The 12,854-nt window shown below is 56.9% G+C and carries 13 protein-coding genes and 1 pseudogene; 7 read left to right on the top strand and 7 right to left on the bottom strand.

Going from position 1 to position 12,854, the window contains the following annotated elements; genetic code table 11:
• Positions 1-39: 39 nt before the first annotated feature.
• Together ACPLUI_RS05215 and ACPLUI_RS05210 are read left to right on the top strand one after the other, a co-directional pair.
• Positions 40-528, top strand: a pseudogene (locus ACPLUI_RS05215) (ABC transporter ATP-binding protein); the annotation flags it as partial.
• A 15-nt stretch (positions 529-543) separates the two neighbouring features.
• A complete protein-coding gene (locus ACPLUI_RS05210) occupies positions 544-2,157 on the top strand; it encodes a sigma-54 interaction domain-containing protein (RefSeq protein WP_424659214.1) in 1,614 nt (537 codons plus the stop codon).
• On the opposite strand, the gene ACPLUI_RS05205 is transcribed toward ACPLUI_RS05210, so the two are convergent.
• The 7 genes from ACPLUI_RS05205 to ACPLUI_RS05175 form a co-directional block, all read right to left on the bottom strand.
• On the bottom strand, positions 2,154-3,974 hold the full coding sequence (locus ACPLUI_RS05205; protein WP_424659213.1) for a sigma 54-interacting transcriptional regulator: 1,821 nt from the start codon (positions 3,972-3,974) through the stop codon (positions 2,154-2,156). The two genes, ACPLUI_RS05210 and ACPLUI_RS05205, sit on opposite strands and share 4 nt — an antisense overlap.
• A gap of 16 nt (positions 3,975-3,990) precedes the next feature.
• On the bottom strand, positions 3,991-5,538 hold the full coding sequence (gene pruA, locus ACPLUI_RS05200; RefSeq protein ID WP_424659212.1) for an L-glutamate gamma-semialdehyde dehydrogenase: 1,548 nt from the start codon (positions 5,536-5,538) through the stop codon (positions 3,991-3,993).
• Between the two features lie 80 nt (positions 5,539-5,618).
• Positions 5,619-6,761, bottom strand: a complete 1,143-nt coding sequence (locus tag ACPLUI_RS05195; protein ID WP_424659211.1) for an NAD(P)/FAD-dependent oxidoreductase — start codon at positions 6,759-6,761, stop codon at positions 5,619-5,621.
• Entirely contained in the window at positions 6,748-7,032 is a 285-nt protein-coding gene (locus tag ACPLUI_RS05190; RefSeq protein ID WP_424659210.1) for a (2Fe-2S)-binding protein, read from the bottom strand. Before ACPLUI_RS05190 ends, ACPLUI_RS05195 begins: the two co-directional genes overlap by 14 nt.
• 69 nt (positions 7,033-7,101) lie before the next feature.
• Positions 7,102-7,590 carry a 4Fe-4S dicluster domain-containing protein gene (locus ACPLUI_RS05185; protein ID WP_424659209.1) on the bottom strand — a complete coding sequence of 163 codons (489 nt, stop codon included), beginning with the start codon at positions 7,588-7,590 and terminating at the stop codon, positions 7,102-7,104.
• Between the two features lie 19 nt (positions 7,591-7,609).
• Positions 7,610-8,698, bottom strand: coding sequence for an NAD(P)/FAD-dependent oxidoreductase (locus tag ACPLUI_RS05180; protein ID WP_424659208.1), 1,089 nt, complete (start codon positions 8,696-8,698; stop codon positions 7,610-7,612).
• Positions 8,682-8,999, bottom strand: a complete 318-nt coding sequence (locus ACPLUI_RS05175) for a (2Fe-2S)-binding protein (RefSeq protein WP_072866805.1) — start codon at positions 8,997-8,999, stop codon at positions 8,682-8,684. The genes ACPLUI_RS05180 and ACPLUI_RS05175 overlap by 17 nt, the downstream gene beginning before the upstream one ends.
• 299 nt (positions 9,000-9,298) lie before the next feature.
• On the opposite strand from ACPLUI_RS05175, the gene moaA reads away from it, so the two are divergent.
• From moaA to holA, 5 genes are read left to right on the top strand one after another with little or no spacing between them, the layout of a single operon-like run.
• Positions 9,299-10,279: a GTP 3',8-cyclase MoaA gene (gene moaA / locus ACPLUI_RS05170; RefSeq protein ID WP_424659207.1), complete on the top strand. Its 981-nt coding sequence runs from the start codon at positions 9,299-9,301 to the stop codon at positions 10,277-10,279.
• Positions 10,280-10,285: 6 nt separating this feature from the next.
• Positions 10,286-10,783 (top strand): cyclic pyranopterin monophosphate synthase MoaC, encoded by a 498-nt coding sequence (moaC, locus tag ACPLUI_RS05165; RefSeq protein ID WP_424659206.1) that lies wholly within the window; start codon positions 10,286-10,288, stop codon positions 10,781-10,783.
• Positions 10,774-11,229: an MOSC domain-containing protein gene (locus tag ACPLUI_RS05160; RefSeq protein WP_424659205.1), complete on the top strand. Its 456-nt coding sequence runs from the start codon at positions 10,774-10,776 to the stop codon at positions 11,227-11,229. Before moaC ends, ACPLUI_RS05160 begins: the two co-directional genes overlap by 10 nt.
• 5 nt (positions 11,230-11,234) lie before the next feature.
• Positions 11,235-11,729, top strand: a complete 495-nt coding sequence (mobB, locus tag ACPLUI_RS05155; protein ID WP_424659204.1) for a molybdopterin-guanine dinucleotide biosynthesis protein B — start codon at positions 11,235-11,237, stop codon at positions 11,727-11,729.
• Between the two features lie 33 nt (positions 11,730-11,762).
• Complete coding sequence (gene holA, locus ACPLUI_RS05150) at positions 11,763-12,821, top strand: DNA polymerase III subunit delta (protein WP_424659203.1); 1,059 nt, start codon at positions 11,763-11,765, stop codon at positions 12,819-12,821.
• Positions 12,822-12,854 lie beyond the last annotated feature (33 nt).

Genomic DNA, 12,854 nt, shown 5'->3' with positions numbered 1-12,854 from the left:
CCAATATCGGCCTGCCGGTACCGCCGGGTATCACCATAAATTGTGGAGCTGGGTTTGACCCAGGTGCCCGAGGGCAGGCGGGTGTTCAGCCGTATGACGGTACTGGAAAACCTGGAGATGGGGGCATACGTGGTGCGCAGCCGCTCCGAGCTGAAGGCCGGGTTGGAGCGGGTTTTCGAGCGCTTCCCTCGCCTGGCCGAGCGCAAAAACCAGCTGGCGGGTACCTTGAGCGGTGGCGAACAGCAGATGCTGGCTATGGGTCGGGCTTTGATGTCCCGGCCGGAGATCTTGTTGCTGGATGAACCTTCGATGGGCCTGGCACCGCTTCTGGTGCGGGAAGTGTTCGCAATTATCAAGGAGATTAACAGGGCGGGTACGACCATTCTACTGGTGGAGCAGAATGCTCACATGGCCCTCTCCATTGCGCACAGGGCCTATGTGCTGCAGACGGGGGAAATCACCCTGGAGGGTCCGGCAGCGGAGCTGATGCAGAAACCGGAGGTTAAGAGGGCCTATCTGGGTGAATGACGGGGAGAATGGCTTATGTATCTGGAAAAAAGGCTTTTGGTGCGGGATTTTTTGAGCGAACCGGTTCCGGAAGGCGATCTGGGTGAGTTTGCCATCCACGGGGAAGAAATCCTGGACCAGCATATTTTAAGTGTGGTTCCGATTTTGCGGGAGAAAAACATAGCCGTTGTGGATGCCGGCGGCACGGTTGTGGGCCTGCTGACTTTAGAACGGGTGGCCGAACGACTGGTGGATTATCTACGGGAGACGGAGGCGGCTCTAACCGCCGTGCTCGGAGTGACCGATGACGTTATCTGCATGATTGACAGCCAGGAAAACGTTACCGGCTGGAATCGTAAGGCTGAGTTGCTTTACGGCATCAAATGCCAGGACATTCTGGGTCGTTCCATCCACGAATTTTTTACCAACCTTGTCGTTACCAGGGTGTGCCGGGAGGACTGTGAGGTATACGCGGAGTACCACCAGCCCTGTCAGGATACCCATGTCCTGATTAATTCCGTGCCTATCAGGCGGGATGGGCGGGTTATAGGTGGTGTGTCGGCCGAGAAGGACGTCACGGAGGTGATCCAGCTCAACCGTGCCCTGTCCCGGGCGAGTTACCAGGTTAAGTGCCTGAAAGAAGCCATCCAGAAGAACGAGATCAAGCGGGTGGACCCCTTCGCCAAGCTTTACGGACATCACCCCCGCATGAAGGCCATAGTGGATGTAGCCCGGCGCGCTGCTCCTACTGATGCCACCGTGCTGATCCGGGGAGAGAGCGGTACGGGGAAGGAGGTCCTGGCCCGGGCCATACACGAGGCCAGCGACCGGGCTGGTAAACCCTTCGTGGTGGTCAATTGCGGTGCCATACCGTCAGAGCTGTTCGAGAGCGAAATATTCGGCTATGAACAGGGTGCCTTTACCGGGGCCGGGCCCCGTGGTAAACCCGGTCTGCTGGAAATGGCCAACGAGGGTACGGTTTTTCTGGATGAAATAGGGGAGTTGCCCCCCAACCTGCAGGTCAAGCTTTTGCGCGTTTTGCAGGAAAGGGTATTCTACCGCGTGGGCGGGTCCCGGCCTGTTAGCGTAAATATCCGCATCATTGCTGCCACCAACCGTCAGCTGGAGGAGATGGTTTCCGGCGGTGAATTCAGGGAGGATCTGTATTACCGTTTGAATGTAATCAGTGTGGAGATGCCTCCCCTGAGGGAAAGGCGCTCGGATATTCCCGAACTGCTCTACCGCTTTTTGCAGGAATACTGCCAGCTCTACGGTAAAGAAATCACCAAAGTGGAACCCGGAGTGGTGGCGGCGCTGCTTTCTTATTCCTGGCCCGGCAACGTCAGGGAATTAAAGAATACCGTGGAGAGAATGGTGGTCCTTGCAGAAAACGAGGTGATCACGGAAAAAGATCTCCCCAAGTACCTGCAGGAACACGCCCTGGGTTTTGCTTCCGTCCGGGAGTCGCCCCCGGATTTGACTGTGGCTGCGAAAGAAACCGAAAAAGAAATCATTCTCAAAGCGTTGAAAGAGGCGGGGGGAAACCGCACAGTTACCGCCCGCCTTCTGGGTGTACCCCGCAGTACTTTATATTACAAAATGAATCGTCTCGGTATCCTGAATACCAAAAAGCCTCTGCGCAAGAATTAATGTTCCCTGGTGAGAGTTGCTTCCCGGGACGTGGGGGGCATGAGGTTATACTTGGCAATTTTGCGGTAGATGGTCGCCCGGCTTATACCCAGTGCCCGGGCGGCTTTTGTTTTCCCCTGCTCATTCCAGCCGAAATGCTCCAGGGCGCTGATGATGGCCTCCTTTTCCATCTGCTCCAGGGTAACCCAGCGGTTTTCGCGGCCCGGGATTTCCGGCATGCGGTGGCCGCCGTCCTGAACTGACCGGGGCAGGCTGCCGATATCAATAAGGTCTCCTTCTTCCAGGTTTACGGCATACTCTACGGCGTTAATGAGTTCCCGCACATTCCCCGGCCAGCTATAAGCGAGGCAGGCCCGTTCTGCCCGGGGGGTATAACCCCGTATATTCTTGCCCAGGAGATTGTTGTAATGTTCCCGGTAGTGTTCCAGGAGCAGCTTGATATCTTCCGGCCTCTCCCGTAAAGGGGGTATGTTCAGGGGAATGACGCTCAGGCGGTAATAAAGGTCCTCCCGGAAATGTCCCTTGGCAATCATTTCCTCCAGATTGCTGTTGGTGGCGGCTATGATGCGTATATCAACCGGGATCAGGCGGTTGCCGCCGATACGCTCCACCTGGCGTTCCTGCAGCACTCGTAGAAGTTTCGCCTGCAGGTACAGGGACATATTCCCAATTTCGTCCAGGAAGATGGTTCCATGGTTTGCCAGCTCGAACTTACCCGGTTTGCCTCCTTTACGGGCACCGGTGAAAGCTCCCTCCTCGTAGCCGAACAGTTCACTTTCCAGCAGGGTTTCAGGGATGGCTCCGCAGTTGATGGCCACAAAGGGCTTGTTTTTCCGTGGGCTGGCTGCGTGAATGGCCCGGGCGAAAATTTCCTTGCCCGTACCGCTCTCCCCGGTAATAAGGACGGTGGAATGGCTGCCGGCTATTTTCGCCGCACGGGCTTTCAGTTCCTTGATAGCCCGGCTTTTTCCGATAATGTCATCGAAGGTGAAAACCTTCTGGGCACTCATAATTTCATAGGCCAGTTTTTGCGTCTCCTTGAAGTCCCGGGCGGAAGCCACAACTCCCACGGGCCGGCCGTCGCTGCCCATGATGGGACGGGCGGTAACCAAAAGGTGCAGACGCCGTCCCCTGGCCTGGACAAAACACTCCCGGGAAGTGAAGCCTCCCGGCTCCCGCAGGGCCTTGAGCAGGGGCAGGCCGGTCAGGTGCTCTTCCAGGTGGTGCTGCAGAATTTCGTTTCTGGGGATATTAAACATTCGTTCGGCAGAGAGGTTGAAGTGGGTTACCACTCCGTTGCTGTTGATAGCGATGACCCCTTCATCCACTGCATCCATGACCGCGTTGACCTGGCTGGCCATGATCATTTTTTCGGTTATGGCCTCGGTTTCCTGGACCTTGGCTGCGATCAGGTCGGCCATACGCCCGATAAATTCCATCAGGGACTCGGTGCGGGAGCAAAGAGTGATCTTTTGCTCTTCGCTGAAGGCAATCAGGCTGATGGTGCCGATGACGTTCTGTCCTGCCATGATGGGGTAAACGATGGAAGCCTTGTAGAAACAGCTCCCCGTAAGTGGGCAGGACATACAAATGGGGTGGTAGCCCGCCTCCTTGATGAAAATGGGCTGGTTGGTCTTGAGTACGTGTTTGTTCACCAGCCCCCGGAGGAGGCGGGAACCCACGTCGTTGCGCACTTTGCCGGTGCCTGCCACCCGCACCAGGTCGAGGTCGATCACCTCGACCTCGACCCCCAGGGCCGCGGCGATAGCTTCGGCAGCCCGCTGGCAATCCACTTTTACCTGATCCAGTCTGGACAATGGACCTCACATCCGTTTAAAAACGTTCCGAAATGGATTTGACTTGCATGAACAATTTCAGATAGTCCCGCCCACCGGCTTTGGAGTTGGTGCCGGACATTTTAAATCCGCCAAAGGGCTGAACTCCCACCAGGGCACCGGTGCACTTGCGGTTGAAATACAGGTTGCCTACATGGAATTCCCGGCGGGCCTTTTCCAGGTGGGTGCGGTTGCGGGAATAAACGCCCCCGGTCAGGCCGTATTCCGTATCATTCGCAATGGAAATGGCTTCATCGAAGGTTTTGGCCTGCATGACTGCCAGCACGGGTCCAAAAATTTCCTCCTGGGCGATACGAGCCCGGGGTGGTACGTCAACAAAAACTGTGGGCCAGATAAAGTAGCCCCTGCTGTTGTCTCCCTGGCCGCCGACGAGCAAACGTCCTTCCTCCCGGCCAATCTGAATGTACCTCATAATTTTATCATATGAAGAGGCATCAATGACCGGCCCAACGTCCGTACCATATTCTTCGGCTGGTCCCGTCTTGAGTTGAGAGACCCTTTCGGCGAGTTTATCCAGTACCGGCCGGTAGGCGTCACCCACAACGATAAGCCGGGAGCAGGCGGAGCATTTCTGCCCGGAAAAGCCATAGGCCGAAGTGATCACGCCGGCTACAGCTTCATCCAGGTCACAGTCCTCATCAACGATAATGGCATCCTTGCCGCCCATTTCCGCTGCCACCCGTTTGATCCATTTCTGTCCGGGCGCTATCCGGGCAGCCAGATTGTTAATGTGCAGCCCCACATCCCTGGAACCGGTGAAATTAATGAAGTGCACAAGGGGATGACCTACCAGGAAATCACCAATTTCGCCGCCGCTGCCGGGCAGGAAGTTGATGACCCCGGCGGGCAGGCCGGCTTCCTGCATGATCTCCATGAACATGTACGCGATTACCGGCGTATTGCTGGCCGGTTTTAAAACTACCGTATTACCGGCCACTACCGGCCCTGCGGTCGTACCGGTGAGGATGGCCAGGGGGAAGTTCCACGGGGGTATGATTACCCCTACACCCAGGGGAAGGTATTCAAGAGTATTCTCTTCACCGGGGTAGGGAGTGACCGGTTGAGGTTGAGCCAGGCGTATCATTTCCCGTCCGTAAAATTCCAGGAAATCAATAGCTTCGGCGGTATCGGCGTCGGCTTCGGCCCAGTTTTTCCCCGCTTCAAGCACCATCCAGGCCGAGAGCTCGTGTTTTCTCTTGCGCATGATCGCCGCAGCCTTAAAGAGATAGCGTGCCCTTGCCTCGGGGGGGACCCGGCGCCAGCTCAGGAAAGTTTCTGCTGCTGTTTCCACCGCCCGCTGGGCCAGTTCCTTATCGGCCCGGGAAACGTAACCGATCACCTCACTGTGGCAGGAAGGGTTGTAAGATACGATTTTTTCTCCGGTGTAGATCTTTTCTCCCCCGATAATCAAGGGATATTCCCTGCCCAGGCAGCCTCTTACGTTCTGCAGGGCATCCTTCATTTTCTTCTGGTTTTCTTCCCGGGTGAAATCTGTTAAGGGTTCGTTTGTAAAAGTCGTCAGCATTATTTATCACTCCTGGATGCAAAGTTGCATTCTCCTCGGGAACAAGGTCCTGTTTTTTTACTGTACAACTATCCGGTAACCTAGACAACCGATGGTTCCACAAACAACTTTCCGGTCTGGAAGCGGGACAGGCTGAACATATCTACGGGCAGGGTGGTGGGCAGTCCTAAAATAATTTCCGCCATCAGCTGGCCGGTCATGGGAGCAATCATGAAGCCGTGACCGGAAAACCCTGCCGCGACATAAAACCCCGGCACTTCGGGTACCTCGTCAAGCACCGGTTGCCGGTCGGGGCTCATGTCGTACACCCCGGCCCACTGCCGGACCACACGTACGTTTTTCAAGACCGGCAGGAGCCAGACCGCTTTTTGGGCCATCTGGGTGAGAAACTGCCAGCTGGACCGGATATTGTATTCCTTGGGTTCGTTGGGGTCCCCCAGACCCATGATAAAGCTGCCGTGGGGCGTTTGCTGGCAGTACAGGTTGTGATAGAAACTCATCACCATGGGTCCCAGGACCTGTTCCACCGGTTCGGTCACCAGGATCTGGTGTCGTTCCGGTACCACGGGCAGTTCCACCCCCACCATGCGGCCGATCTCCGCTGCGTGGCCGCCTGCGGCGTTGACCACTACCGGGGCCTGGAAATTACCCCGGTTGGTGATGACCGTTTTCAGGGAGCCTTCAATTTTTATGTCCCGAACTTCCGTATAAGTATGGATCTTTACCCCCAGTCGCCTGGCGGCCCGGGCATAGGCGTCGGTGACTTTAAATGGGTTGGCGTGGCCGTCTCTGGCACAGAAGGTGGCTCCCAGAAGGCCTTCGGTGTTTAAAAAGGGGACGATCTCCCGGGCCTCCTGAGGTGTTACCCAGCGGGCGTCAATACCCAGGCTCTTCTGAAGGGCCAGGTTTTTCTTGAATTGCTCCACCATTTTGGGGGTATAGGCCAGGAGCAGGTACCCTCCCTGTTTGATCTCCACGCCTCCGGGGTATTCCAGTTCTTCGGCCAGGTGTTCCAGCCTGGCAATGGAGTATTTGGTCAACAGGCAGTTGGTTTTGGTACCCCACTGGTGGCGGAAACCGGCTCCGCAGCGTCCCGTTGCGCCGGAGGTGAGGTAAGCCCGTTCCAGCACAGCCACATCACGCATGCCCCTGGCAGCCAGGTGATAGGCGATGGAACAGCCGGTGACGCCCCCACCAATGATGATCACTTCATGCCTGTTCATTCTTGACACCTCCCCGGGCCAGGGTGCCCAGTTTCAAGGGGACTACCGGCGGCCGGAAAGTGGGGAGCTCCAGGCTGGCCGGGTCCTGTCCGGTAAGGCGTGCGATTTCTCCTGCAATAAGGGACCGGCAGTTGCGGCCCTGGCAGGGGCCCATACCGCAACGTTTCAGCCGCTTGATCTCGTCGAGAGTGCGGGCACCCCCCGCAATGGCCTCCCGGATTTCCTCCAGAGTTACGTCTTCACAGCGGCAGACGATGGTTTTATCTTCCATGTCTTTCACTCCTGGAACGTTTAATAACATCCGTTTTTAAACGGCGCCCGTTTCCTTTTTGGTTTTACGTCAGTATTTTATGAAAAAGTGCCGTACTTCCATGGCCAGCTCTTTGGGTACGGCCAGCCATACGACCGCGGTCTTATCCATTTTTTCCGTAGCCACCACTTTAACCACCCGTGCCCGGCACACTGTTTCCCCGGCCCGGTTTACGCCGGCTACTTCCTGGCCTTCCGCTGGGAGGGGGAGAAACTCGTAGGGCAGCTTGATCAGGGCTTCTTTTTCGGTGTAAGTAAGATCTACGACGAAAAGGGCCAGCCCGGGACAGCGGGTAATGCACTGACCACATCCGTTGCATTTTTCGTAATCCACCTGCGGTATTTCGTTGATATCCTTGAAAGGTCCGATGGCCTGGCGGGGACAGGCGTGGCTACAGGGGTCGCACGGAATGGGCTGGAAGCATTCCGCTATGACCACCGGCCCTCTGGCGAGCCGCTCCGGCGGAGGTATCTTGGCCGCCAGGTCTTCCGGTGCAGGTATGCCATCCACAGCCAGCATAAGCTTCACCTCCCAAACTCTAAACAAGCACCCTGGCCAGCCCGGTACGAATTTTTTCGCCCACAGGGCCGGAACGCAGGCTGTCCAGCTGGTGTTGCAACTCCCGGTGGCGGTCATCGTAACCGGCATGGCCGTACCCCAAACTGTAAGCAGCATGCAGACCGGCCAGGGCGCCTTCCATCATGGCTGCCGAGGCCTCCTCCACTCCTGCCGCATCGCCGGCCACGTAAACTCCCGGTACGGTGGTCTGGAGGTTGGCATCGCGCAGAGGTACATGCCCGCCAAGCTGAGGTACGAAAGCCAGGCGGCAGCCGGCCTGGGCCAACAGCTCAATCAGGGGGGATAGGCCTACCGAAAGACAAATGGTATCTACAGCGAAGTCCTTTTCCGTTCCAGGGACGGGTTTTCCCTGTTCATCCAGTTGCCAGATGACGGCGCCTTCCACTTCCCGCTTGCCGTAAGCACGCTTGATGGTATGGCTGGTGTAGATGGGGACTCCCGCCCGCCGCACCTTGGCCGCATGGACCCAGTAGGCGCCGATCCTCGGGGCGGCTTCCACAATGGCGGCTACCTCCATGCCTGCCTGCAGCAACTGGTAGGTGACAATAACACCGATATTGCCGGCGCCGACCATCAGAACCCGCTTTCCAGGTAAAATACCGTAAACATTGACCAGTGTCTGTACCGCACCGGCACCATAGATGCCCGGCAGGTCGTTGTTGGGAAAGGCCAGGCTTTTTTCCGATGCTCCCGTGGCCACAATTACCCGGGAAGGCTTCAGGTAGAAGATCCTTCCTTCCTGTTCCACGCCCAGCACGCCGTCTTCGTAGAAACCAAAAACGGTGGCGCCGGTCAGGGCTTCAATTCGAGGGTGGGATGTAACCCGGTCGGTCAGTTCGGCAGCGATATTGATTCCCCGTTCAGAGGCTCTGTGACTGCGGGAGCCGAAAAAGCGGTGCGTCTGTTTGATCAACTGGCCGCCCAGCCGATCCTGGCGGTCCAGAAGGACCACACGGGCACCCGCATTTGCTGCTTCCAGGGCCGCACAAAGTCCGGCGGGACCGCCGCCGATGACCGCAATCTCTACAAAACTAATTTCCTGCTGCATAAATAACTCCCTTTCCTTTCTGGCTTTCCACCACCATTCCCGGGCGCAGCTTTTCCACACAAATGCGCACGTTGGGTTCTCCGTTTACAGTCATGAGGCAGGAGGAACAGTTGCCGATGGCACAGAAAAGGCCCCGGGGACGGTGAAGAACCGGGCTTTCCCGCATAACCCGGATACCGGCAGCGTGCAGGGCCGCGGCGATGGTTTCTCCTTCATAGCCTTCATACTCTTTGCCGTCAAAGGTAAACTTGATTTTTTTACCTCGCCTGAATTCCAGGACCGGGTGCTGCTCTATGCGCATGGCCATACCTCCGTTTCAGTTTGCGATAATTGTATGGCAATTTGCGAGGTTTAACCTGCCATACTTGCAGTCACTGCAAAAAGAATGCCAGAGAAAAGACTGTTCTGCCACTTAATTCTTGCTTGATCCGGGAGCCGGATGTACAACAAACTGGACTGTATGTTTAGACAGTTGGACAGTATTTAAGGCGGGCAGTATAATTGTCCTGTCACTCTTAATGAATGCCGGGAGGAAAGTGTCGTTTTGTCGAGAATACTACCTTAAGCCGGTTTTAAACTCCGAAGGGATGTGCTTATTCTGTGGAAGATCGTTATCACAGGGAGATAAACTACCTGCGCGTTTCGGTCACCGACCGCTGCAATTTACGCTGCCGTTACTGCATGCCTCCCCACGGAGTGTCTGTCGTACCCAGGGAGGAAATCCTCACCCTGGAGGAAATTGTCCGGGTGGTCCGGGCATCGACAAGGGTGGGGGTTAAAAAGTTGCGCCTGACCGGAGGGGAGCCTCTGGTTCGCCGCGGGATAACCGAACTGGTAGAGGCGCTGGCCGCCATACCGGAAATCGACGACCTGGCCCTGACCACCAACGGCATCCTGCTGGCTGCCCGGGCTGAGCAGTTAAAGGCTGCCGGACTGCGCCGGGTGAACGTCAGCCTGGATACCTTAAAACCCGAGCGTTACAGTTACATTACCCGGGGAGGGCGGCTGGAAGCGGTATGGCGGGGCATTGAGAAGTCCCTGGAGCTCGGTTTGCATCCCGTTAAGCTGAATGTGGTGGTTATGCGCGGTTTCAATGATGATGAAATTTGCGATCTGGCCCGCCTTTCCTTAGACCGGCCGCTGCATGTGCGTTTCATTGAATTGATGCCCTTTGGAACGGCTGCCGGTGTTTCCAGGGAAGGTTATATTCCGGCGGCCGAGATCAGAGAGCGGATTGAGCAGCAGTTCGGCCAGTTGCAGGAGGTGCGCAAGCTTACGGGCAGCGGGCCGGCACGTTACTACCACCTGGCGGGGGCGGTGGGAACCATCGGCTTTATCAGTGCGGTGAGCGACCATTTCTGCGGGCGGTGCAACCGCCTGCGCCTGACTGCCGTAGGTGCTTTGAGGCCCTGTCTTTTCCATGAATACGAGATCGACCTTAAAGGGATTTTACGCCGGGGTGCCACACTGGAGGAACTGGCTGAACTTGTGGCCCGGGCCGTTCAGGAAAAGCCCGGGCGGCACCATATCAACCGGGGGCAGCCGGGTACCGGCAAAAACATGTCTCAAATAGGAGGATAGGAGCAGATGGAAGGTACACCCTTAAATCACTTTGATTCCCGGGGCAGGGCTCACATGGTGGATATAAGCGGGAAAGGGGAGACCTTGAGGGAGGCGGTTGCCCGCGGCGAAGTACTCATGAGTCCCGGAACCCTGGACATCATTGCCGGTGGTACCGCGGCGAAGGGGGATGTGCTGGGGGTGGCCCGGCTGGCGGGGATCATGGCTGCCAAGAAGACGCAGGAACTCATTCCCCTGGCCCACCCCATTCCTTTAACCAGCGTGCAGGTGGATTTTCGTCTGCAGCCCCCTGACAGGGTGGAAATCCAGGCCCGGGTGCGGACCACCGGCAGGACAGGGGTGGAAATGGAGGCTCTCACTGCCACAAGTGTGGCTGCCCTGACCATCTATGACATGTGCAAGGCGGTGGACCGGGCCATGGTAATCAAAAATATCCGGCTTGTCAGCAAAAGTGGCGGCCAAAGTGGTGAATTCAGGCGGGAGGGAGAAAAAGAATGGGATTGATAGTAGCAGTATGTGCGAGCCCGGAAAAGGGTATGCGCAAAAAGAACATCGGTGCCGGTATGCTGGTAGCCAATCATGGCCTGGAGGGAGATGCCCATGCTGGTCCCTGGCACCGTCAGGTGAGCCTCCTGGCCATGGAAAGCATTCAAAAAATGCGTGCACTGGGTCTGGATGTTAATCCCGGTGACTTTGCTGAGAACATTACCACCGAGGGTATAGAGCTCACCGGCCTCCCCGTGGGCACCCGTCTGGCCATCGGCCCGGAAGCCGTCGGGGAAGTTACCCAGATCGGCAAGGCATGTCATTCCGCCTGTGAGATCCGCCGGCTGGCCGGCGACTGCATTATGCCCCGGGAGGGTATTTTTGTACGCATTCTCACGGGGGGACCGGTGAAGGTTGGAGACCGGATCGAAGTTCTCGGAGCGGGGAACAGTTTCGGAGGATGAAGCACATGTCCGGTTCGCCTGGAATTTGCATCGTTGGAACTTCCAACGCAGGGAAAACCACTTTTCTGGAGAAGTTGATCGCGGAATTTGAGCGGCGCGGCTACCGCGTGGGAACTATCAAGCACCACCACGGTGATTTTGAAATAGATAAGCCTGGCAAGGATACCTGGCGCCATGCCCGGGCCGGTGCGCGGGCGGTATGCATTTCAGCTCCCCGTAAAATTGCTGTCGTCCGCCGGGTGGAAGAAGAGTTGTCCCTCGAACAGATCCTCCCCTTGCTTGGCCCGGTGGATATTGTCCTGGCGGAAGGCTATAAAAAGGCTGACTGGCCCCAGATCGAAGTCTGCCCGCCCGGGAGAACCGCCTCCCTGGTAGGGAGAAAGGACAGGCTTATGGCACTGGTGGGCGATGGAATCAGCCATTCCGATCTTCCGTGTTTTGGTACTCACGAAACAGGTGCAGTTGCGGACCTGATTGTTGATTTTTGGGGGCTGAAATAATCTTTTTTAGGGATGCAGTCAGGGGGAGTGAGCTTGAAATATTACCTTGATTTAATTAACGACCTGGAGAATGGGAAGATTGCTCCGGTCTACCTCTTCCATGGGGAAGAGGCATTTCTTCAGGAAAAGGCCGTCCAGAGATTCCGGGAGAAACTTCTCACGTCCCCCGCAGGGGAATTCAACTTTGACGTTCTGGACGGGGAGGAGGTCACCGAAGGTGATATTGTAATGCGAGCGCAAGCCCCCCCTTTTATGGCCCGCTGGCGTCTGGTTGTTGTTCGCCATGCCCCATTTTTTGCCTCTAATTCAGGGGGTTCCGGCCAAAAACGGGCCAGCGTTTCCGCACGTGACTCGGAGGCTCCTCTGCTGGCCTATGTACGTCAGCCTGCTCTTACTACCTGCCTGATCTTTACCACCACCCGTCCCGTGGACCGGCGAAGCCGCCTTTTCAAGGCCCTAAAAGAAAGAGGACGGGTGGTGGAATTTACCTTCCTTCAGACCCGGGACCTGGTCCGGTGGTTGGAAAAACAGGCGCGCCTGGCACGGAAGTCCATCACCCCGGCTGTAGCCGGGTTGCTGGTCCGTCGGGTGGGTCCCAGCCTGTTTGTTTTGAACCAGGAGATGGCCAAGTTGATTTCTTATACCGGTTCCAGGGAGACTATCCTGGAGGAAGACATCAACCGTCTCACCGTGCCGGTTCTGGAGGAGAATATTTTTCAGGTGGTCGATGCCATCGGGGAAAGGCGGATCGGGGCGGCGCTGGAGGGTATCCGGGAGTTGATGCGGCAGGGGCAGGCGGGGCCGGCCATTCTGGCCATGGTGGCCCGGCAGTTTCGCCTGATGCTGCAGGTCCTGGAACTGACCCCTGCAAAACAGTCACCCGGTGAGATCGCAGCGAAACTGGGAGTACCTCCTTTTGCAGTCAGAAAGCTTCTCGTTCAGGCGGGTAACTTCACCCGGGAGCAGGTGGTTACGCTCTTGCAACAACTTCTGGAACTGGACCGGGCAGTGAAGAGGGGCAGGGTGGAGTTTTACCCGGGCATCGAGATGCTCCTGCTGGAGATGGTCTGGAAACCGGCACACAGGCACTAAAAAAAACCACCTCTACTGGCGGGTGGTTTTTTT

The sequence above is a fragment of the Desulfofundulus sp. genome (assembly GCF_049701015.1).
Classification (GTDB): Bacteria; Bacillota; Desulfotomaculia; order Desulfotomaculales; family Desulfovirgulaceae; genus Desulfofundulus.
Note: the sequence above shows the minus strand (reverse complement) of the source record. Positions and strands in the feature narration are given on the sequence as shown.

Excerpts from the sequence above, each read along its gene's own strand:
- ACPLUI_RS05210 (WP_424659214.1), top strand. The coding sequence starts at position 544 with ATGTATCTGGAAAAAAGGCTTTTGGTGCGGGATTTTTTGAGCGAACCG.
- moaC (WP_424659206.1), top strand. The coding sequence starts at position 10,286 with ATGGAAGGTACACCCTTAAATCACTTTGATTCCCGGGGCAGGGCTCAC.
- ACPLUI_RS05160 (WP_424659205.1), top strand. The coding sequence starts at position 10,774 with ATGGGATTGATAGTAGCAGTATGTGCGAGCCCGGAAAAGGGTATGCGC.
- ACPLUI_RS05180 (WP_424659208.1), bottom strand. The coding sequence starts at position 8,698 with ATGCAGCAGGAAATTAGTTTTGTAGAGATTGCGGTCATCGGCGGCGGT.
- ACPLUI_RS05175 (WP_072866805.1), bottom strand. The coding sequence starts at position 8,999 with ATGCGCATAGAGCAGCACCCGGTCCTGGAATTCAGGCGAGGTAAAAAA.
- pruA (WP_424659212.1), bottom strand. The coding sequence starts at position 5,538 with ATGCTGACGACTTTTACAAACGAACCCTTAACAGATTTCACCCGGGAA.
- ACPLUI_RS05190 (WP_424659210.1), bottom strand. The coding sequence starts at position 7,032 with ATGGAAGATAAAACCATCGTCTGCCGCTGTGAAGACGTAACTCTGGAG.
- ACPLUI_RS05185 (WP_424659209.1), bottom strand. The coding sequence starts at position 7,590 with ATGCTGGCTGTGGATGGCATACCTGCACCGGAAGACCTGGCGGCCAAG.
- ACPLUI_RS05195 (WP_424659211.1), bottom strand. The coding sequence starts at position 6,761 with ATGAACAGGCATGAAGTGATCATCATTGGTGGGGGCGTCACCGGCTGT.
- mobB (WP_424659204.1), top strand. The coding sequence starts at position 11,235 with ATGTCCGGTTCGCCTGGAATTTGCATCGTTGGAACTTCCAACGCAGGG.